At 72.7% G+C, this 18,771-nt stretch carries 24 protein-coding genes; 20 read left to right on the top strand and 4 right to left on the bottom strand.

Going from position 1 to position 18,771, the window contains the following annotated elements:
• The first annotated feature begins 19 nt into the window (after positions 1 to 19).
• The 12 genes from FHS37_RS32920 (at position 20) to FHS37_RS32865 (ending at position 9,269) form a co-directional block, all read left to right on the top strand.
• A complete protein-coding gene (locus FHS37_RS32920; RefSeq protein ID WP_184828026.1) occupies positions 20 to 901 on the top strand; it encodes a hypothetical protein in 882 nt (293 codons plus the stop codon).
• A gap of 203 nt (positions 902 to 1,104) precedes the next feature.
• The gene (locus FHS37_RS32915) at positions 1,105 to 1,932 is read left to right on the top strand and encodes a hypothetical protein (protein WP_184828024.1); all 828 of its coding nucleotides are present in this window, start codon (positions 1,105 to 1,107) and stop codon (positions 1,930 to 1,932) included.
• 71 nt (positions 1,933 to 2,003) lie between these two features.
• Positions 2,004 to 2,858: a hypothetical protein gene (locus FHS37_RS32910; protein ID WP_184828022.1), complete on the top strand. Its 855-nt coding sequence runs from the start codon at positions 2,004 to 2,006 to the stop codon at positions 2,856 to 2,858.
• Between the two features lie 28 nt (positions 2,859 to 2,886).
• A complete protein-coding gene (locus tag FHS37_RS32905) occupies positions 2,887 to 3,039 on the top strand; it encodes a hypothetical protein (protein WP_184828020.1) in 153 nt (50 codons plus the stop codon).
• A gap of 67 nt (positions 3,040 to 3,106) precedes the next feature.
• Entirely contained in the window at positions 3,107 to 3,496 is a 390-nt protein-coding gene (locus FHS37_RS32900; protein ID WP_184828018.1) for a hypothetical protein, read from the top strand.
• Between the two features lie 151 nt (positions 3,497 to 3,647).
• Positions 3,648 to 4,970: a DNA cytosine methyltransferase gene (locus FHS37_RS32895; protein WP_184828016.1), complete on the top strand. Its 1,323-nt coding sequence runs from the start codon at positions 3,648 to 3,650 to the stop codon at positions 4,968 to 4,970.
• 153 nt (positions 4,971 to 5,123) lie between these two features.
• Positions 5,124 to 6,338 (top strand): hypothetical protein, encoded by a 1,215-nt coding sequence (locus tag FHS37_RS32890; protein ID WP_184828014.1) that lies wholly within the window; start codon positions 5,124 to 5,126, stop codon positions 6,336 to 6,338.
• Positions 6,339 to 6,348: 10 nt separating this feature from the next.
• A complete protein-coding gene (locus tag FHS37_RS32885) occupies positions 6,349 to 6,786 on the top strand; it encodes a DUF8825 domain-containing protein (protein ID WP_184828012.1) in 438 nt (145 codons plus the stop codon).
• 157 nt (positions 6,787 to 6,943) lie between these two features.
• Positions 6,944 to 7,291, top strand: coding sequence for a hypothetical protein (locus FHS37_RS32880; protein ID WP_184828010.1), 348 nt, complete (start codon positions 6,944 to 6,946; stop codon positions 7,289 to 7,291).
• Between the two features lie 71 nt (positions 7,292 to 7,362).
• On the top strand, positions 7,363 to 7,731 hold the full coding sequence (locus FHS37_RS32875) for a hypothetical protein (protein WP_184828008.1): 369 nt from the start codon (positions 7,363 to 7,365) through the stop codon (positions 7,729 to 7,731).
• Between the two features lie 120 nt (positions 7,732 to 7,851).
• The gene (locus FHS37_RS32870) at positions 7,852 to 8,673 is read left to right on the top strand and encodes a hypothetical protein (protein ID WP_184828006.1); all 822 of its coding nucleotides are present in this window, start codon (positions 7,852 to 7,854) and stop codon (positions 8,671 to 8,673) included.
• A gap of 122 nt (positions 8,674 to 8,795) precedes the next feature.
• Positions 8,796 to 9,269: a hypothetical protein gene (locus FHS37_RS32865; protein WP_184828004.1), complete on the top strand. Its 474-nt coding sequence runs from the start codon at positions 8,796 to 8,798 to the stop codon at positions 9,267 to 9,269.
• A 50-nt stretch (positions 9,270 to 9,319) separates the two neighbouring features.
• On the opposite strand, the gene FHS37_RS32860 is transcribed toward FHS37_RS32865, so the two are convergent.
• Positions 9,320 to 9,958 (bottom strand): hypothetical protein, encoded by a 639-nt coding sequence (locus FHS37_RS32860; RefSeq protein ID WP_184828002.1) that lies wholly within the window; start codon positions 9,956 to 9,958, stop codon positions 9,320 to 9,322.
• Entirely contained in the window at positions 9,955 to 10,476 is a 522-nt protein-coding gene (locus FHS37_RS32855) for a VUT family protein (protein WP_184828000.1), read from the bottom strand. Before FHS37_RS32855 ends, FHS37_RS32860 begins: the two co-directional genes overlap by 4 nt.
• A gap of 126 nt (positions 10,477 to 10,602) precedes the next feature.
• On the opposite strand from FHS37_RS32855, the gene FHS37_RS32850 reads away from it, so the two are divergent.
• Positions 10,603 to 10,944, top strand: a complete 342-nt coding sequence (locus FHS37_RS32850; RefSeq protein ID WP_184827998.1) for a hypothetical protein — start codon at positions 10,603 to 10,605, stop codon at positions 10,942 to 10,944.
• Here the strand turns inward: FHS37_RS32850 and FHS37_RS32845 are convergent, their stop codons facing one another.
• The gene (locus FHS37_RS32845) at positions 10,945 to 11,160 is read right to left on the bottom strand and encodes a hypothetical protein (protein ID WP_184827996.1); all 216 of its coding nucleotides are present in this window, start codon (positions 11,158 to 11,160) and stop codon (positions 10,945 to 10,947) included.
• 188 nt (positions 11,161 to 11,348) lie between these two features.
• Here FHS37_RS32845 and FHS37_RS32840 point away from each other — a divergent pair, with 188 nt between their 5' ends.
• The 7 genes from FHS37_RS32840 to FHS37_RS32810 all read left to right on the top strand — a co-directional run bounded on the left by FHS37_RS32840 (position 11,349) and on the right by FHS37_RS32810 (position 18,106).
• On the top strand, positions 11,349 to 11,705 hold the full coding sequence (locus FHS37_RS32840) for an HNH endonuclease signature motif containing protein (protein ID WP_184827994.1): 357 nt from the start codon (positions 11,349 to 11,351) through the stop codon (positions 11,703 to 11,705).
• Positions 11,706 to 11,881: 176 nt separating this feature from the next.
• The gene (locus tag FHS37_RS32835; protein ID WP_184827992.1) at positions 11,882 to 12,466 is read left to right on the top strand and encodes a hypothetical protein; all 585 of its coding nucleotides are present in this window, start codon (positions 11,882 to 11,884) and stop codon (positions 12,464 to 12,466) included.
• A 366-nt stretch (positions 12,467 to 12,832) separates the two neighbouring features.
• Positions 12,833 to 13,459 carry a hypothetical protein gene (locus FHS37_RS32830; RefSeq protein WP_184827991.1) on the top strand — a complete coding sequence of 209 codons (627 nt, stop codon included), beginning with the start codon at positions 12,833 to 12,835 and terminating at the stop codon, positions 13,457 to 13,459.
• Between the two features lie 329 nt (positions 13,460 to 13,788).
• The gene (locus FHS37_RS32825) at positions 13,789 to 14,523 is read left to right on the top strand and encodes a hypothetical protein (protein ID WP_184827989.1); all 735 of its coding nucleotides are present in this window, start codon (positions 13,789 to 13,791) and stop codon (positions 14,521 to 14,523) included.
• Between the two features lie 333 nt (positions 14,524 to 14,856).
• Positions 14,857 to 16,617 carry a hypothetical protein gene (locus tag FHS37_RS32820; RefSeq protein ID WP_229890233.1) on the top strand — a complete coding sequence of 587 codons (1,761 nt, stop codon included), beginning with the start codon at positions 14,857 to 14,859 and terminating at the stop codon, positions 16,615 to 16,617.
• 202 nt (positions 16,618 to 16,819) lie between these two features.
• Entirely contained in the window at positions 16,820 to 17,833 is a 1,014-nt protein-coding gene (locus FHS37_RS32815; protein ID WP_184827985.1) for a site-specific integrase, read from the top strand.
• A gap of 48 nt (positions 17,834 to 17,881) precedes the next feature.
• Positions 17,882 to 18,106: a hypothetical protein gene (locus tag FHS37_RS32810; protein WP_184827983.1), complete on the top strand. Its 225-nt coding sequence runs from the start codon at positions 17,882 to 17,884 to the stop codon at positions 18,104 to 18,106.
• A 181-nt stretch (positions 18,107 to 18,287) separates the two neighbouring features.
• Here FHS37_RS32810 and FHS37_RS32805 read toward each other — a convergent pair whose 3' ends face one another.
• Positions 18,288 to 18,749, bottom strand: coding sequence for a hypothetical protein (locus FHS37_RS32805; RefSeq protein ID WP_184827981.1), 462 nt, complete (start codon positions 18,747 to 18,749; stop codon positions 18,288 to 18,290).
• Positions 18,750 to 18,771: the final 22 nt, after the last annotated feature.

Raw genomic sequence — 18,771 nt, 5'->3', positions numbered from 1 at the left:
CCGATCGGAGACACCCACCATGGCCGTGACCACCAACCCCAACCTCGTGCGCGCCGTCCGTACCCGCGCCATCGCCGACGTCGTCCGCACCCGCGCCACCGAGCGCCCCGACGTCGCCGCGGTCCTGCTGCAGATCGCCGGCTTCCTGGACGCCTCCGCCACCGCGTTCGAGGCTGAGGAGCCGGACGTCGTCGACGGCATCACCCTCACCAACGTGCTGCCGTTCGAGGCAAGCATGCCCCTAGTGGAGGCCCGTTGGCTGGTGGAGGAGACCCCGGGCACGGGCTTGCCCGCCGACTTCACCGCGTACGTGCTCGAGCCGTTCAGCCGCCGCGCCATGCCGACCCCGCCCGTGAAGGCGTTCACCGCCGCCGGGGTGGGCCGACGGACCCGCGCCGCGGCCGTGCTCGCCCAGCTCGCCGAGGCGCACGACGCCCTGCACGCCGCGCGCGGCACGGAGGCCGTGACCGCCTGCCTGCAGACCGCGCTGAACCTGCACGACGCCTACGACCGCATCATGACCGCCCCCGCCGCCCCCGCCGCCCCCGCCCGCGTCGCCCCGGCCCCGGCCGCTCCGGCGCCGCTCGACCTCACCGGCCTCACCCCATACACCGTCAGCACCCTCCAGCTCGCCGAGAAGGAGGGGTTCCGCCTCACCGACGGGGGCACCTACCGCGGTGTGCGCCGTATCCACCTCAACGCGGGCGGCAAGCACGGCACGTTCGGCACCATCCAGATCGGCAAGCGCTCCGGCAAGGTGCTGCGCGCCGAGGTGGTCCAGGGCAACAACGGCACCCCCCGCCGCGCCCAGGGCGCCAGCAACGTGCGCTTGCTCCTCGCCGCCACACACGTCCACTCCTGCCCCGACGGCTGCACCGCGCTGTTCGACTGCCGCCGGTAGGGCCCCACGCCGAACAGGCGCGTCACAAGGCGCGCCTGTTCGGCGTACTACCCGGTGAGAGAGCCGGCTTTCGGCTGTCGCGCCCCGGGGCCTGGACGACCTCGAGCCGCCCCGGGGCGTGACGCAAGCACTACCCGCATGGCCACCTTGCCCGGCCGGAGAGCACCGCGCCGGACCGACCACGAACCGAAGGACCGCCCCCTGTGATCACTGCCATCGCCCACGCCGCCACCGCGGCGCCGCTCGCCGCTCTCCTGCCCGCCCGCCGCGGTGAAGCGTGGAAGGTCACCCCCGCCCCGTACTGCGTCCGGCCCCACGCCGCGACGTCCCGGCTCACCAACGGGCACCGCGCGCTGATCATCGCCGAAAGCGGCGGCCGCATCGAGGTGTTCGTCGACGACGCCGACATGTTCCCCGTGACCCCGGACGTCGTCGTCGCCCAGGACGCCCCGCACCCCGTCGCCACGCTCGCCGGACGGATCCTGCGTACCGTGCTGCCCCGCCTGGAGAGGGAGGCCGCGGCCCGCGTCCACCACGAGAACGGGTGGCAGGGAGTCGTCACCGCGAAGGCCGCGGACCTGTCGGAAGTCGGGTTCGAGCTGATCGACCACGGCGCGCACCCGGCCGTCGAGGACACGCTGACCGGGCCCGCCCTGGAGTGGGAGGGCACCGCCGGCGGGAAGTGGGGCCTGTCCGTGTACGGCCTGGCCGGTCAGCTCACCCTCACCTACGACGGGCCCGTGCACGGCCTGTACGCCGTTCTGCCGGTCCTGCTGCCCCCCGCCGACGGGCACGCCCCCCAGGACGCCGAAGGCACGCTCACGCGGCATCTGACGGCCCGGTTCCCGCAGCTTCGGCCCCTGGGAGTCGACGAGCTCGAGTTCGGCCGCCTCGGGGACGTCCCCGGGTACATCGCCCGCCCGGAAAAGCCCACGCCGGACGCGACCGCGGACGACACCACCCGAGTCGTCGCCGAGTTCTCCGCCATCGGCACCGACCTGCTGCTGTCCGTCGCCGCGCTCCTGGTCTGACCCCTCGCCCGCCCGGCCGCACCTCCTGCCCCTGCCCGGGGGTGCGGCCCTTGCTCGAAAGGCCGCACGCCATGACCCCGCCCACCGCCGCCCCGGCCCGCCCCGACTCCCCCGCCGTGACGCTCGCCGAGCACGTCGCCGCGCTGCTGCCCGCCCGCGCCGGCGTGCCCTGGACCGTGGAGCCCTACGCCCCGTGGTGGACCGCCCGGCACCCCGCCGCCCGCATCGTGCAGGGGGAGCGCGCCGTGATCCTGGTGACCCGCCCGTGGGAAACCGAGGTCGGATGGCAGCTCCCCGGCCGTGAGCCGTACCGGCCGGACTTCACGCTGCACGCCCTCGCCCCCGCGAAGGTCGCCCGCGAGGTGCTGCGCCTGGTGCTGCCCGTCATCGACGACGAGGCCGCCGCCCGCGCCCACGAGGACGACGACCCGGCCCGCGCGCGTCTGGCGCTGCTGTACGAGATCGGCGCCGCGATGCGCGCCCAGGGTGCCGCCACCTATGAGCGTGGGGGACTGCTGCGGAACACGTCCACCGTCACCTGGTCCTCGAGCGGCTGCCGCTACTCGGCCACCCTGAACGGCTCCAACCCCGTCGCCGATGTGCAGATCGAGGGGCCCGTGCGCGCCGTGGAACGGGCCGTCGCGCACTTCCTGCCCGCCCGTCCGACCGACCCGAAGACGTGGCCGATGAAGGCCGTGCGGGGCCGGCTGCAGCGCCGCGTGGCCGCGTTCCTGGCGCAGCGCGTCGACGTCGAGCAGACGGAGCAGGGCGGGGTCGCGTTCGGATCCGGCAGCGGCCCGTACGGGTACGTCGCGCCGCCGCTTGACCCGTACGCCCGGGTGAGGGACACCAGCCCGGCCTCCGCCGACGTCCACGGGGTCGGCGTGGACCTCCTGGTCTCCCTCGCCCCGCAGCTCGCCCGCTGACCGTCGCCCAGGAAGGACCCGGACACCCATGGCCCCTGTCCCGCGCACCGTCGGTTCCTGCCCCTGCGGAAGCTGCCGGATCCCGTGCTTCGAGCGGCCGGCCGGCTGCCCCGAGCATGGCACGCACTGCGAGCCGGAGGACCACGCCGAGCCGCCCACCGTCGGCAACGAAGTGGTCTGACCCCATCCCTGCGCCCGGGGCCCGTATCGGCCCCGGGCGCCCTTCCTGCCCGTCTCTGGAGCCTCCTGTGCTGACCCCTGCCACGCCCGAGCTACTCGCCGAACTGGACGCGCTGCTGCGCCCCGGCACTGCCCCCCTGTCGTCGCTCGCTGGAGCCGTTGACGCTGCGGAAGTCCACGCGGAGACCCTCCGCGGCGGCCACACCACCGAGGCGTTCGGCCGGTACTGCCGTGTCGCGTTGCCGTCGCTGCTGCGCCGGCTGCTGGCCGCCGAGTCCGAGGTGCTCACCCTGCGGGCCGCGCTCGCCGAGCATGTCGCCGCCGCGGACCAGGGCGATGACCCGGAGCCGGGGGAGCTGCTCGAGGACCTCAAGCGCCGCGGGGTGGACCTGCGGGCCGACGTCGAGGCCGCGGCCGCGGTCCTCGAGGGTCAGGCGCACGCCGCGGCGATCGGCTGACTGTCAGCCGAACCACCAGCAGAAACGCGCACCCTAGGCGATCGGAGTGCGCGTTTCCGCTGTTCCAGGGACAGGAGATTTACCTGGGTGTACTATTCGTGGTGTCGGTGGAGAGCACCACCGGCGCGGACCACGAAGAGAGGAACACCAGATGCGGACCCTGCCCCCCGCGGTCGCAACCGCCGTCCACGTCGCCACCCTCGCCCGCAAGGCCGGTCTGCCCATCCCCCCGAAGGTCCTCGCCGTCCTGGACGCGGCCGCCGACCCCTTCCCCGGCCGCTGGCTGCTCGACCCGCTGCCCGGCGACCCGATCCGCGTGGTGGAGCTGTTCGCCGGCCCGGGGGGCTGGTCCGAGGGCATCGCGAAGGTTCTCGGCGTCGCCGTGGACGCCGTCGGCATCGACATCTCCAAGGACGCGTGCGCCACCGCCCGCGCCGCCGGGCACTTCCGCATCTGCGCCGACATCACCACCCTGGACCCCGAGCACTACGCCCTGCGCCACGTCCGCGGCCTGATCGTCTCCCCGCCGTGCCCCTCCTTCTCCCCTGCCGGGAAGCACTCCGGGCAGGACCAGGCCAACATCAACACCCTGTGCCGCGTGCTCGCCCAGACCTCCGAGGCGGGCGGATTCCTTCCCGGTAACGAGCTGGATGACTGGTGCGAAGGCTGCGACACCTGCGACGAACTCGGCTACCACGACGGCTACGCCCCGCGCTCCGGCGTCACCTGGGACGAACTGCGCGCCCAACTCGCCCCGCTCACCGACCCCCGCATCGGCCTCATGGCGGAACTCCTGTTCTGGGCGTTCGGCATGCAGGCAGCGGGCGCGCCGCTGGAGTTCATCGCAATGGAGCAGTCCAGCCGACTGCCGCAGCAGATCCTCGACGACATCCGCCTAGAGCTGCGCGGCGGCCAGGAAGAGGGAGAGTGGTACTGGACCACCCACGGCATCCTCGAAGCCTCCCAGTTCGGGCTCGCCTCTCGCCGCGAGCGGGTGTTCTTCCTCGCCTCCCGCCGCCTGTCGTACCTGCCCACGCCCACCGAGAACGTCCCCCAGACCACGATGGCGCAGGCCCTTGGCTGGAAGGAGGGCGAGAAGATCAACACCCGTGGCGTGCGCGGCATCGACCCGAAGACCGGCCGCCCCAAGGGCGGCAACGAGTTCTCCGCCGATCGCCCCTCCAACTGCCTCACCGGCAAGGCCCGCACCTGGAAGCGAGTCTCTGACGGCCTGCGCCTCACCCAGAACGAAGCCGCACTCCTCGTCGGCTTCCGCGCCTCCTACCCCTCGCAAGGCTCCCGCACGAGCGTGTTCCAGCAGCTCGCCGACGTCGTCCCCCCGCTCATGGCAGCGCGGCTGCTCGCCCAGTTCTTCAACGTCGACGGAGAGACGCTGGCCACTGACTACCTCTGCCAGCTCTACCGCATGAATGAACTGGTCCACAGCACCGACGACTACACCCCGGCCGCCTGACCGGCCCCCTGGAGCGCCCGGCCCCGCACCCCGCGGAGGCCGGGCGCTCCGTCGTTCCCGCGGCCGCTGTAACAGATCGGCCGCCGCGCCCGTTCCTTGCCGTGCCCGGACTTCCCGCCGGGCCCCGCCGCCCGTGCACGAGGAGCCGAGCACATGCCCCGCCGCCACTCCCGCACCACACCGCAGCGCCACGAACGCGAGGCACGGCGCGCCGCGTTCGACGACCTGCTGCCCCGCCTCGAGGCCGGGACCCTCACCCCGGAGCAGGCCGCCGTCCTGGCCGCCCACGTCCGCGAGGAGGTCCGTCTGGGGGTGAAGACCGGCAAGAGCTTGGCCAAGACGAACCGGCGCCTTGCCCGGCACCGTGAGGCCGCGGACGCCGCCATACGCGAGGCCGAACAGCGCGCCAACGCCAGGCCCGCCCCCAAGGGCAGCACCGACGCGGTCCGTATCGCCGTGGGCGCCGCCACCACGTGGCAGCAGAAGGCCCTCCAGGAGGAGGGGGCCGACACCATGCGCCGCCGGGCCCTGGCCGAAGCCCTGGACGTCCACCCTGACACCCCGTGGCCCACGCTGATCGACCACGCCCGAGAGGCGCACCAGTGGGCGACCCGCGCGGCCGCCGAACGCCAGGAACGCGCGACCGGCCCGGAGTGCGAGCACGGGTCCGCCCTCGTCGAGTTCCAGACGGTCACCGCCCGCGTGTGCCAGGTGCTGCAGGAAGCCGAGGAGCACCGCGAGGCGACCGACCCGAGCGAGCGGGAGGACTGCGCGATGTGCGGCCGCGACCACGCCGCCGAAGCGCTCCGCGTCATCCGTGGCGCAGGCGCGCCGAGCGTCGGCATCCTGGTGGACTGCGCCCAGCTCACCCGGCAGCGCGACGGGTGGCAGCTCCGGGCGAAGCTCGCTGAGGGGGAGCTGCGCACCCTGCGAACCGCGGTGCGCGCCCTGGGAGGGGACCCGACACAGGTACAGAACCTGTGGGCCCAGCTCCGCCTCCGCAACCGGCAGTGGGCCGACGCGAAGCGCGAGCGCGACCGGTACGCGGCCCGCTGCGGTGAAGCCGAAGCCGGCGAAGACGTCGCCCGGCATCGCGCCGAGCGGGCCGTTGCCGCGCTGGGGGATGTGCTCGGGCTGCTGCGGCCCGTCCGGATCAACGGCGCCGTGGCGTTCTACCAGGCGACGGAGCACCCGATCCGGCCCGATCGCTACGCCTGGTGGGCGGAGGTCCTCGAGGACGCCGAGCGGTCGGAGGACGGCCCGCGGCTCGCGGTGCGTGTGGACCAGGACGCCGAGCACGCCGGGCGGACTGGCGAGCGTCGAACCTCACCCCGCGTGGAGCAGGGCGCGGCCGCCGGCTCGAACTAGGCTCGAAAGCATGACCACCCCCGACCCGGCCCCGGCCCCGTTCAACCCGCACGCCTTCCCCAACGACCTGGTCGCCGCCCAGCGCACGGCCGCCGAGCTGTACGCCAAGCTGCACGCGCTGCAGGCCCGACTCCCCTGGTCCCGTGAGCCCCACGACGGATGGCCGGAGGAGACGGAACGGGGACGGCAGCACCCCGGCCGCCCCGCCACGGACGGCTGGCCGGAGGACGACGCCGCCGAGTTCGACAAACTCCTCGAGGAGCTGCGCAAGGCGACCGCCACCGTGCAGTGCCATGGGTGGTGGGAGCGCTGCAAGAAGGAGGGGACCACGGGCGCCGATCTGGTCGCCGCCCGTATGGCACTCAAGCACGCCCCCGGCGCCGTCCCCGACGCCCCGGCGGGGAAGAGCGCCACCCTCGAGCCGGGAGACGTCCAGCAGGCCGCCTGAGCGGCCCTGTGGCCCCGCCTACGCCCGGCGGGGCCCATTCCCCCTGCCCCGGTCGCCCGTCGCCCGCCCTGAGCGATCCTGAGCGGCAGCGCGCGACGTAAGACCGTCCGCCCCTCGAGCCTGCGTGGCCTCATCCCTCCGCCTGGAAGGCCACGCAGTGAAGACCAACCTCCCCCGGGACGACCGCCAGTTCCGTCTGTTCATCTCGTTCAGCATCGGCTGTGTCGTGCTCGCCCTGGTGCTGTGCGTCGCCTTCCTGGCCGCCGACGCCACCCGCGCCCCCAGCAAGGACAGCAGCCCCGGCCGGTGCGCTCCGGCCCTCGCGGGCACCGTGGACCCGGTGACGTGCAAGCCGTACGGGCCCGGAGTGGTCCCCGGCGGCAGCAATCCCGACAGCAGCGCGCGCAAGCCTGCCCGGACGCAGCCGAAGGCGCCAGCCCCGGCCGCGCCGAAGGTTCCGGCCGCGCCCGCGGTGAAGGCGCCCCCGGTCCGCTCAGCGAAGTGACACGACGCGACGTAAGCCGTCCGGGCCGGGCACGGTCCGCCCTTCCAGTACCCCGTACGGAAGGACCCCCTGTGTCTGCCCCGCTCACCTGCACTGCCGCCTGCAAGAACGGCGACTGCAAGCCCCGCCTCCCCCGATGGGCCGGCGCCGTGCTCTGGACCGCCGCGGCCGTGTGGCTGGTCGTCGGTGTTCTCGCCGCGGCCGCCATGGCGCTGATCCTCGTGAAGGGCCCCGGCTACACCCGCGACCCGGGCCCCGCACCGACCACCCCGGCACCGACCACCCCGGCGCCGACCGCGCCCGCTACCCCGTCGCCGAGCACGCAGCCCACCGCGAAGCCGACCGCCCCGGACCCGACGCCGACACCGTCCGTCGGCACCCCGTGCAACATCTTCGATCCGGAGTGCCCCGGCTCCACCGGCGGCAGCACCGGAGGGTAACTCCCTCCGCCCGCTCCTGCGCCCCGGCCGGACGACTCCCCGGCCGGGGCGCAGCCGTACCCCCAGGCCCCGGCGCAAGGCGCGCGACGCAAGCGCTCGGGGACCCTACGGTCCGCGCCCATGACGTACATCCCGCCCACCCGGTACGCCACGCTCGCCGCCACGGCCTGGCGCCGAAACCACCCGCACCGGATCGTCCAGCCGGTCCCGCAGTCCGTGGAGCTCGCGCACCGACTGCTGAACATGCCGGTCGACGAGCGGCTCACGCACGTCTCCGCCCTCGAGGACGCCGCGGTCCTGGACGTGATGATCGCCCTGGACCTGCACACCGGCAGCGCCTACGAGCTGTGGCACGACACCCCCGCCAGGTTCGCCCAGGACGTTCTCGGCCTGGCCCTCACCAGCGAGCAGCGCGCCGTCCTGGGCGCCGTGGCGGACCCGTACGCCCGCCGGATCGCCGCCCGCATCCCGCGCCCAGACCACGACACAGCAGCGGCCGTGCTCCTGGTGTGGACAGCCCTGGTGTCTTGTCCCCGCCCGTACGGGGACGTTCCGCGGGTGGCCGTGTCGTTCGCCCAGTACCGGCACCACTCGGACAGTGTCTGGCGGATCCTGGCCCGGTTCGTCGATCAGGCGTTGCTGCCCGGCCGGCTCGACCTGGGGCGGCGTGCCTGGTGGGGTGAGGACCCGCAGCGCGTCATGGCGTTCGCCGTGTGGAACACCAACCCTGACGCCATGGCCGGGCTGGACCAGTACGTCGCGGTCGCCGTCGGCGCGGACCGGATCGCCGACCCCGACATGCGCGCCACGATGAACTTCCTTGCCGAGTCCGTGTACGGCGGTTCCCGTCTGGTCGCCCTGGCGGACGAGGACGGCGAGCCGGAGGAGTGGTTCGAGCTGTTCGAGTCGTGCGACCTGGTGGCGAAGCCTGCAGTCGGCTGACTGACCCCGCACCCCAGGAGCGGACGCAAGCATTCCGCGGTGTGCAGGGTGCCCCTCCTTGCCCGCGGCGCGTCCCGCGGCCGCAACCCCGCGGCCCCGCCCCGTGGGCGGAAGGGAGCAACGTGCAACCGCACGTCAAGGAAGCGCTCGAGGACTGGACCGACGCATGGAGCGAGCACCAGCGGACCGCGCAAGCCGCGTTCATCGCGGCGTTCCCCGCCCTGACCCACGCCGACAGGTGCCAGTGCTTCGGCCCCACCCTGCGCTGGGAGACATCCGGGGAAGGCCTGGGGAAGGCATGCCTCGATGACCACGGGCGCGCCACCATCGAGTTCGAGCATGTCCCCAAAGCGGCCGTTGGCCAAGCCATGGCGGAGATATGGGGCGCTGGCTGGTTCGACGAGGGGCCCGGCGGGTTCGCCGAAGCGGAGCCGGGCCGGTACTTCTACGAGGACGAGCAGAGTTACGCGGAGTACGAGTTCGACGTCCACGACGACGGCACGGTCACGTTCGGGATCTCCTACGTGAAGGTCGACGACATCGTGGCGATGCTCGACGAGCTCGAGCGGGCGCTCGCCATCCAGCGCGCGGCCTGACCCGTGAGGTGAGGTGACGCGGCGGGAGCTGCAGAACCGCGTCACCTCACCTAAGCGGCGGGCGCCTTGAGCGGGAACAGCTCCTCCTGGCCGTTGAGCTCTGCCACCCACGCCAGGCACTTCGGCAGGTTCTTGTCCGGCCCGAACGCGACGAACGTGCCGTCGGCACTGTCGCAGCCGATCGAGTGCGCGTACCGCAACCGCTTGAGGGAGTTCACCCGCCCCATGTGCACGCGCTTGCCGCGCCGCTTCGCCTCGAGCGCCAGCACGCGCGCGCCCGGCCCGAGCTTCCACTCGGTGGAGCCGGCGAGGAACAGCACGTCCAGGTCGTCCCACGGCACCGGCAGGTCCTCGGCGCCGTCCTGCGCGGCGAACGCCGCCCGGTAGCCCAGGGCGCGGATCTTCGGCAGCCACGGCCGGGACTCCTCGAGCGTTGCGGCCGCGTCCATGGGGATGTCCGGAGCGACCGCGAACAGGCAGTCCCCGGCCCGGTCGGCGTGGCTCTCCAGGTACCGCCACCACCGTTCGTAGCCCGGCCAGCCCTTCCCGAACCGGCCGTTGTCCGCTGCCCATATCTGCCCTGCGGGCAGGACGTGGCCGCAGGCGGGCGTACTCATCCACGCGATCCCGTGGCCCGCGGCCATCGCCGCCCGGACCTTGTCCCCGGAGGGCGTGGTCAGGTAGATCACAGCCGCGCCGTCCGTACCTTCCGGGCCGCCCGGAAGGCGGTCACCGCGGCGACCGGCAGGAACACCGCCCAGGCCTTGCCGACCATCTGGCCCGGCACCGCCGACCAGATCGGGAACCCGGCGATGGCGAGGAACAGCACGGTGTCGACGAGCGCGCCGACCAGGCACGCGGGCAGGATCGCGCGGGCCCAGTAGGAACGGCGCAGCGGCGTGTAGACGGCCATGTCGGCGAGCTCGGAGAACGCGAACGCCGCGGCGGAGGCCACCACGAGGGCGGCCGGAGCGGTGAACGCCGACAGGCAGGTACCGACCGTCATCAGCACCAGGGCAGTGGTGCGCCCGTACGCGTCCTGGACGAGGTTGCGGGCGAGCAGCGCGCCGCCGGCGAGGAACGTCCCCGCCGTCGCGGACAGGCCGAAGCCGACCGACAGGAAACCGAAGTGGGCAGTGGCCCAGTTCGCAGAGACGATGGTGCCGATGTAGAGAAGGGCCGCGAGGCTGCCGAACAGGCGGGACACGGGAGCTCCAAGGGGCGCAGGGACGCCTGTTGCGTCCCAGGGCCGCGCACCATCGGCTGCAGGGCCTCTTAACGTCGCGTCCTCGCTGCGCGACGCAAGCCGTGGCCGTGCCTACGGTCCGCGGGCATGTTCCCGACCGCCGCACCGCCCCGCACCCGGATCGCCGGCCTCGCGGCCCGCGCCCGGAACGTCGTCGACTCAGGCCTGTGCACCCGCACCTCGGCCGTTCCCGACTGGCTCGCCCGCCTGGACCAGCTCGAGCATCTGACCGCGGCCCCCGCCGCCGACCGGCGCGCCACGATCGCGATCCTCGCCGACGACGTCCTGTGTGACCTCCTGGTGCTGTCGTACCTGCGCCACGGCACGCCGTACGCCCTGTGGGCCGACACCCTGGCCGGGTTCGCCGCGGACGTCCTCGGCGTCACCACCTGGGCGCAGCTCCACGCGAGACTTGACGGGCCGTGGTAGCTACGCGAGACCGATGGCCAGGCCCAGGCCCAGGAAGAGGACGCCGAGGGCCAACTCGGCGTTGAGCTGACGCTGGCCGCTGAACCAACGCATCACGCCCCTCCACCGCTGAGTGTCCGCTTCCCACCGGGAGCGGCGCGACCAGGTGAGATACGCCCCGGCCAGATGCGCGACTCCAATCACGGTGAAGATCACGAACGCGTTCTCGTCAGACATCGAGGGGCGCTCCTCAGTCGTCAGCAGCAGGACAGACAGAAGTATCCCAAGCCCCCTTGAGGCGCCGGGCCATTTCGGCGCGACGTAAGGCGCGGCCGCCGTCCACTCTCCCCGCCTCGCCCCGGGCGCGCCCACCAGGACCGTGAACGACGCGGTCCGGCGCCCGGGGCAGGTAGGAGACCAGTGCTGTGAAGGCACGACGACGGACCGGTCCCACCGACGTGGTGAAGGCCCTCGTATACGCGCGTGACGGGGGCGCCTGCGTGCGCTGCGAGACCCGGCAGGACCTGACCATCCACCACCGGGTGAACCGCGGCATGGGCGGGGCACGGGAGCCGTGGATCAACCAGGCGCACAACCTGCTGCTGGTCTGCACGACGTGTAACGGCTGGTTCGAGGACCACCCGCGGGAGTCGTACGAGGCCGGGTGGAAGGTTCGCCGGCCGCAGCTCCCCAGCGAGGTCGAGGTGCGCTACCCCGACGGCCGCCTGTACCTGCTCACCCCCGACGGGGTGCGGGCCGTGACCGCGGCGGCCGCCCGATGAGGCGCCGGTTGTGGGCCGCCCGGGGCCGAGAGGCGTACGTCCCGGCGCAGGCCCGGCAAGCGCGCCCGCCGCGCCTGCGCCGGGACACCGCAGCGGTCCAGGGCCGGGCGGATCGCCGATCTCTTCGAGGGCCTGGTCGACGGGCTCCTCGACTTCCTCACCTCGTGGAGGCCGTGATGCGCCGTCGTCAACGCCAGTGTCCTGTCTGGTCCTGCTTCTCCCTCAACCTGCAGTGCCAGCGGCTCGCCGGGCACGAGGGCGCGCACGCCGCCTCTGGGAGCGAGCGGCATGAGCGGCACTGGGCATGGACCGACGAGGACCCGCGCACTCTCGAGCACCTGCCCGGCACGGTGCGGTTCCCCCGGCCGGACCCGTCCCGCGTGGGGAAGGCGGCCTGGTTCCTGGGCGAGTGGACCGCGAACGCCCTGATCGCGTTCCTGCTGTGGCAGTGGGTATCGCTGGGCTCTGCCCTCGTGTACCTCGTCGTGCAGGTGCTGCTGTCCGCGCAGCGGTCGCACTTCGTCGACTTCGGCCGGTTCACCGTCGGCGTGTGGCCGGCGAGCCCCAACGTGCCACCCGCGATCTTCGCCATCTCCTGGTTGTGGCACGGGCAGGGACGGAACGCGAAGAGGGCCGGTCTCGAGGTCGTTCTGGGCCGCGTATCCGTGGGGGCGCACGCGCTCGCCCCGCGGAAGGAGTGGGCCGCCAGCAAGAGGGAACGGGCCGCACTCCGCGCCGCACAGAAGGGGCACCGCCGGTGAGCCCCCGTGTCACGCTGCAGCGCCGCCTCCGGCGCCCTCGAGGGCTGCGCCTGGGTCCGTTCCTGCTGTGGGTCCTGCGGATCCCGGGCGGGCCGACTCTTGGGGCAGGCCGGATCGCCACCACTGACACGCCCGGCAACCCAGCTCCCGGACAGAGCGTCGTACGGGATGCCCACGGGAAAGTGGTGGTGGTCGCCGGCGTCGCGTTCGCGGTGCTCCGCATCAGGTCAGTGCCCCTCCCGGCCCGGCACACCTGACACCGGGATTTACTCGGGTGTACCATTCCCGCTGATGCGGCGGCATGGGGTTGCCCCAGTCGCCGCTACGGCGCACAACCGCGCCACAGCGAGATGGAGAACAGCCGTTATGCCCAAGGCTGGAGTCAAGTACGGGCCGCGCATCAAGGGCCCGGACTACGAGCAGATCGCCAAGGACGCCGAGACCGTGGCCCTCACGGCTCTTGGTCTTCGCCCCGAGCGGCCCGAGGACCTGATCGTCAGCGCCCGTCCGGACGACCTGGTCGTGAAGGCCGCGGAAGCCGTCCGTCAGGCTGACGCCGAGATCGCCCTCTATCAGGGGGAGCGGGACCGCGCGCTGGCACACCTGTGGTTCTACGAGCAGCGTCTCGGACTGGCCAAAACTGTCGGTCTGTCCCCGATCGGGTACCGGCGGAACCTCGCCGCGACCGTATTCGGCGACAAGACGCACCCGCTGCCGGACGCCGAGACGAACGAGGACCTCATCCGGTTCGCGGAAGAGGCAGGCGTCGAGCGCGTCCAGGACGCCGAGACCAAGCTCCTCGAGGCGGCCCCGATCGTGCACGCGGCACGGGCCCGCCGTGAAGTTGCCGTACGCGTCATGCAGGCGGCCGTGCTCGCCCTGTCGCAGCCGCCCTACGAGTGGAGCCCGGAGCAGATCGCCGAGCACGCCGGCGTCAGCCGGACTCTGGCGTACCAGCACCGGGCGGCCGCCCGTAAGAGGTACGGCCTGTAGAGCAACACCCCGCACCGCACCGGCCCCGGCATCGTCGGGGCCGGTTTCTTCTTGCCCCGCCCCAGGTCGCACCGGAGACCGGTTTTTGGTCCCCGGTCACCGGGGACCGGTTTTCGGTCGCCGGTAGATCGGTCGCCGGATAACCGGGTTCCGGAAGACTGGTCCCCTTTAGTAATAAGATCAAGCACCACCATCAAGTAAGTTCCGATGCCTTCGCTTCGCTCAGGCATCGGCGCGTGGTGGGGTTCGCTAGGGATCGAGCAGCACCAGGCGCAGCAGCAGCCGGGGCAGGGGTGTCACAGAATCCGGCCGCCCGCGTTCCCCCCAGCATGACGACGCGAACCACGCCCCCGCGGACCACGCTCCCGCCCCACCTGACCCGCCACTTCTACGAGACCCGCCGGGCCTTCCTCCGGCAGGCCACCGGCGAGGAGTCCACCCCATGGTTCGCGCTCACCGCGCTGGAGCGCGCCGTCGTCGAGTCGGAGATGACCCTCTTCCGGGAGGCGATACGGCGGGCTGAGGAGGAGCAGGACCTCCTCGCCAGCCTCGACGCCACCACCGGCACGGCACCGGTCGCCACGGCCGCCGAGGACGCGCCGGAGCACACCCAGGACGTGCCGGAGGCCACGGCCGCTGAGGAAGCCCCGGAGGACTGCCCCTGCCCCGGCTGCAGCGCCGTCGCCGCGGTCGTCACCCTCCTCGAGCAGATGGGCAAGAAGCTGGAGGTCTCCCTAGGGCTGCCGGCGACGGACCTGAACGACTTCCCGTTCAACATCAGCGAGGTGACCACCGCGGGGCCCGGCCGTACGCCCACGGCCGGGGAAACCGAGCGGCTGCGCCAGGTCGCCAAGAACGCACTCGATGAGTGGGTGGCCGCGGGCAAGCCCCTCAAGGTCGTTCCGGGCCCGGCCGCGCCCGCCGTCTGGACGCTCGACATCACCCCGGCCTGGCTCGCCTCCGCCGACCCGGACGACGGCCCGGCGCAGCGCCGATACGAGCGGCAGGCGCTCCGGTACTTCCGCGGGGACCGGCTGCGGCCGCCCTTCTCGCCGGGGGTGTAACAGAATCCGGCCCCTGACGTACTACAGGGTGCGGCTGGCTCTCCCGCCCCGACATCCCCCCGGGGAAGGACGCGCCAGCCACGCACCCCCCCCCAAGAGCCGGGGTGACGGTCCTGCTCCACCCCCCCGGGAGAGGCCTCACCCCGGCACCGACTTCCGGCACAGACGCCTTTCCTGACAGACAGGGCAGGCAGTTCGTCATGGCAGTGCCGGAACCGCGCGGTCTGGCCGGCGGCCTGGGCATGGGCCCCGGCCAGGCCGCGACACAAGCGCCGCCCGCGCTGCACCTTCCGGCCCATGCCCCGCACGCAGCCCCCGACCTCACATCTCCGCGTGGCCCCCTCACGCCAGGAGCTGCAGCGCGCCCGCCGGCCCGGCGTCAAATCCCGCGACGCCGCCAACGTCGCCGACATCCTGCTCCGCGCCCCCGTCACCGCCCGTCGCCACGCCTTCAAGCACGACATCACCGCCCGAGAGCGGCCGTACGTCATGCGCGAGGTCGAACGCGTCACCGGCTCCCTCTACGGCCTATGGCGCGACACCCCGAGCGGGTTCGTCGAGGACGTCCTCGGAGAGTCCATCTGGAGCCTGCAGCGCGACGTCCTGGACGCGATCGTCACCCACAAACGCGTCGCCGTCCCGGCCGGCTTCGGCGTCGGCAAGACCCACCTCGCCGCGCGCGCCGCCGTCTGGTTCGTCAACGTCTACCCGGTCGGCACCGCGCTGTGCATCACCACCGCGACCCGCTTCCGGCAGGTGCAGCGGCAGCTCTGGCCCCACATCCGCAAGGTGGTGCCCCGGGCCGGACTGCCCGGCTACTGCGACACCGTCCAGTACAAGATGCCCACCCCGCAGGGGCACGACTTCGTCGCCGCGTACGGCTTCTCGGCCCCCGCGAACGACGAGGCCGCCATGCAGGGCATCCACATGGCCCACATCCTGCTCATCGTCGACGAGGCCGGCGGTATCGCCCCGGCGATCGGCCACGGCACGAACAACCTCCTGACCGGCGGACACGCCGCGATGCTCGCCATCGGCAACCCCGCCATGGACGACCCCGCGTCCTGGTTCGAGGAGCTGTGCCTGGAAGGGGAGGACCCGGAGGAGCCGACCACCGTCACCATCCCGATCTCCTCCCTCACCTCCCCCGCGATCACGGGGGAGCGGGTGCCGTACTGCACGGACTGCCCGCCCAACCCGAACGACCTGCACACCCTCGCCCGGCACATGCCGGACCAGGACTGGGTGGACCGCACCATCCGCGCCTACGGCCCCGATCACCCGTACGTCATCGCCAAGGTGTACGCGCGCTTCCCCAAGGGCGGCGGAGGGCTCGTCATCCCGCCCACCTGGATCGAGGACGCCCTCAACACCGAAGACCCCACCGGGCCCGGCTGGCACCGCCTATGCGACCTCGGACTCGAGGACGAGACCGCCACCCACACCGTCCGCGAAGGCGCCTGGGTCCGCCTCGGCGTCGACGTCGCAGCCGACGGCGGCGACGAGTTCGCCATCGCCCGCTCCATCGGCGACGTCATCGAGAACCGGCACGCCTCCGCTGGCGCCGCCAACGACAACCAGGTCAAGGTCGCCAAGAAGGTCCTCGAGGAGATCCACGCCGCGCAGCGCCTGGCCGACGCCCTCAAGTCCCCGCACCCCGTCCGCGTCAAGGTCGACAAGAACGGCATCGGCCACGGCGTGGTGTCCATGCTCGAGACCTGGGGGCAGAACGGCGAGCACCAGGCGCAGATCGTCGGCGTGATGGTGTCCGAGAACCCCTCCCAGGACGACCCGGGCGCCGTCATGCGGCCCTACCGCAAGCGTGACGAGATGTGGCTCGCCACCCGCAGCCTCCTGCAGCCGGACCCGTCCACCGGCCGCGGCCGGCTGCGCTACCGCATCGACAAGAAGTCTGCGGCGCAGCTCTCCACGCCGAAGCTCCTGTCGAACGCCGGCGGGTACTCCGTCGTCGAGTCGAAGAAGCAGATGAAGGGCCGCGGCATGAAATCCCCCGACCGGGCCGAGGCGATCCTCCTGGCCCCCTACGAACCGGAGCCGATCAACCCGCCCCGCCGCCGCGGTCTGCTGAACTGAGCTGATCATGCAAAAGGGCCCGCCCCGTCGGGTTAGAAACGCTTCCCGGCGTCGACGGGGCGGGCTGAACCCTCATTTGAGGTAAATGCAGTGTGCCACACCACTGAGAGCCTCCCTGTATTTCAACGGCACCCGCCGCAGTCTGCTGAACTAGCCCACCGCGTGCACCCGACGGGGCCGCGAGCGTGCACACTCTTATGCCATGAGTTCGCCCGCCCGCCCCCTCGACGACGACAGCCGCGGCCGCGCACCGGCGGCCGCGCTGACCGCTGTCCCCTCGACCCCGCCCGCCCTGCGGGAGCTCGAGCGGGTCCTGGACGTGTTCCGCACGGTCAACGGCACCGCCAAGGACGTCGTCTCGGACGCCCGCCTGCAGCAACTCGAGTGGGTCGCCAGCGAGCTCGCCCTGGCGCTCCCCTTGGGCCTGACCGAGACAGCCGGCGACTCCCTCGCCGAGCTCCTCGCCCCGGACGCCGTCCACGCATACCTGCTCTACGGCCGCGGCGGATACCTGCGCACCGCGCCCACGGTGTCCACCGACCCCACCAGCTACGACACCACCGAGCGGATCCGGATCTTCTGCCTCGAGGCCCTCGCCCGCCAGGCGCAGATCCCGTTCGAGATGCCCGACCTACCGCCGTGGGGACTACGGCCCACCGTCTCCCCCCTGATGGCCGACCTCATCACCCAGCACCTGGAGGACGAGGCCGCCCAGTGGCCCGAGACCGACCGGCCCGACATCATCGTGCGCGGCCTGGCCATGTGGGCAGTGATGCGCGACGTCCTGCCGCGCCTGGGCGAGCTGGAGTCCATGCGCGTCGACGACCTGGTCCTCACCGCCGACACCCGCACCCTCACCCTGCTGCGCCAGCCGCAGGGCGGCCTACGCGGGAAGATGCCCGAGCCCGAGACGATCCCCCTGAGCCCGGACACCGGCCGCCGCCTCGAGGACTGGCTCGACCGCCGTACCCGGCTGATCGACCGCCTGCAGGGCGGAGTCCCCCGGCACCTGTGGCTGTCCACCCCGCCCAACCCCGACGCCGGCGTCCCGATCCGCCGCCGCGGCATCAGCAAGTGGTACAAGAAGCTCGCCGACGCCGTGCAGATCAAGCAGGACGCCGCCGGCGTGCCGGAGGAGGACCTGGTGCCGACCAGGTGGGAGACGATGCGCCGCACCCTCCTCGCGCGGCAACAGGCCGGGGAGAGTACCGCATAGGCCCCACGGCGGCCTCTGACGGCCCCAGGACGCTGATACCGTCCCCGCATGGATACCGCGCGCGCCCAGGCCCTCACGGTCGCTCTGACGGCCTCCGAGCGGGAACGGGTGCAGCACGCCGCGGCCGCCGTCGGGCAGACCGTGGAGGAGTTCATGCGAACCGCGGTCCTCGAGGCCGCGCACGACCCGTTCCGCGTCGCCCTCGAGCAGGCTGCCGAGACCATCGCCGCGCGCGGCCGCGCCGAGCAGGTCCAGCACGACTACGCCCACTGACGGCCCCGGCCGCGCTGGCGCGAACTTTCCTGATCTTCGGATGGTGTAACCCTCAACATCGCGGGCACACGCACAACAGTTGCCACTCCAGCGGTCTCCCCCCGCCGCGGCGTGGCAAGGCCGCGTCAGCCGGACGCCCCCCCTCCGGGCTGACGCGGCCTTCAACCGTTCAGGGCCTCCACTACTGGACGGGGTGCGCGGCCAACCAGTCCGACAGGTCATGAGCGGATCCGAGGACCTCGTCCCGGTTCGTCAGGGCGTCACCGCCGGCCGGGAAACCCTTGTCTTCGCCCACTGCGATGCCGTCCTCCATCGTGTCGATCAGCGCGTATGCCTCTGACCAGAACTCCGGGCCGGTGCTCTTGTCGGCGTTCGCCGCCTTCCGCAGGTCACGCGCGGGTTTCATGAGCGCCTGCATCTGCTCCCAGCACGTGCCCGGCTCCTGCTCGAGGCACCCGCCGTCAGTGTCGAACTTCGTCACCGCGGCCTGGAACGTGGCGGTCGCCTCCCCCACGGTCACCGCCTTCGCGGCCGGCTTCGTGGCGCCCTTGTCGGCTGAGTCGCTTGAGTCGCTGCAGCCGCTCACGACCGCGGCCAGGACCAGAGCGCCGGCCGCCTTCCCCCACATGCGATGTCTCCCCATGGCGGGGGATCATCGCACGAAC

The organism is Streptomyces griseomycini (assembly GCF_014203535.1).
Taxonomy (GTDB): domain Bacteria; phylum Actinomycetota; class Actinomycetes; order Streptomycetales; family Streptomycetaceae; genus Streptomyces; species Streptomyces griseomycini.
This window is presented reverse-complemented; position numbering and strand designations above follow the sequence as displayed.

Excerpts from the sequence above, each read along its gene's own strand:
- FHS37_RS32920 (WP_184828026.1), top strand. The coding sequence starts at position 20 with ATGGCCGTGACCACCAACCCCAACCTCGTGCGCGCCGTCCGTACCCGC.
- FHS37_RS32910 (WP_184828022.1), top strand. The coding sequence starts at position 2,004 with ATGACCCCGCCCACCGCCGCCCCGGCCCGCCCCGACTCCCCCGCCGTG.
- FHS37_RS32905 (WP_184828020.1), top strand. The coding sequence starts at position 2,887 with ATGGCCCCTGTCCCGCGCACCGTCGGTTCCTGCCCCTGCGGAAGCTGC.
- FHS37_RS32895 (WP_184828016.1), top strand. The coding sequence starts at position 3,648 with ATGCGGACCCTGCCCCCCGCGGTCGCAACCGCCGTCCACGTCGCCACC.
- FHS37_RS32890 (WP_184828014.1), top strand. The coding sequence starts at position 5,124 with ATGCCCCGCCGCCACTCCCGCACCACACCGCAGCGCCACGAACGCGAG.
- FHS37_RS32885 (WP_184828012.1), top strand. The coding sequence starts at position 6,349 with ATGACCACCCCCGACCCGGCCCCGGCCCCGTTCAACCCGCACGCCTTC.
- FHS37_RS32870 (WP_184828006.1), top strand. The coding sequence starts at position 7,852 with ATGACGTACATCCCGCCCACCCGGTACGCCACGCTCGCCGCCACGGCC.
- FHS37_RS32850 (WP_184827998.1), top strand. The coding sequence starts at position 10,603 with ATGTTCCCGACCGCCGCACCGCCCCGCACCCGGATCGCCGGCCTCGCG.
- FHS37_RS32845 (WP_184827996.1), bottom strand. The coding sequence starts at position 11,160 with ATGTCTGACGAGAACGCGTTCGTGATCTTCACCGTGATTGGAGTCGCG.
- FHS37_RS32835 (WP_184827992.1), top strand. The coding sequence starts at position 11,882 with ATGCGCCGTCGTCAACGCCAGTGTCCTGTCTGGTCCTGCTTCTCCCTC.
- FHS37_RS32830 (WP_184827991.1), top strand. The coding sequence starts at position 12,833 with ATGCCCAAGGCTGGAGTCAAGTACGGGCCGCGCATCAAGGGCCCGGAC.
- FHS37_RS32825 (WP_184827989.1), top strand. The coding sequence starts at position 13,789 with ATGACGACGCGAACCACGCCCCCGCGGACCACGCTCCCGCCCCACCTG.
- FHS37_RS32815 (WP_184827985.1), top strand. The coding sequence starts at position 16,820 with ATGAGTTCGCCCGCCCGCCCCCTCGACGACGACAGCCGCGGCCGCGCA.
- FHS37_RS32810 (WP_184827983.1), top strand. The coding sequence starts at position 17,882 with ATGGATACCGCGCGCGCCCAGGCCCTCACGGTCGCTCTGACGGCCTCC.
- FHS37_RS32805 (WP_184827981.1), bottom strand. The coding sequence starts at position 18,749 with ATGGGGAGACATCGCATGTGGGGGAAGGCGGCCGGCGCTCTGGTCCTG.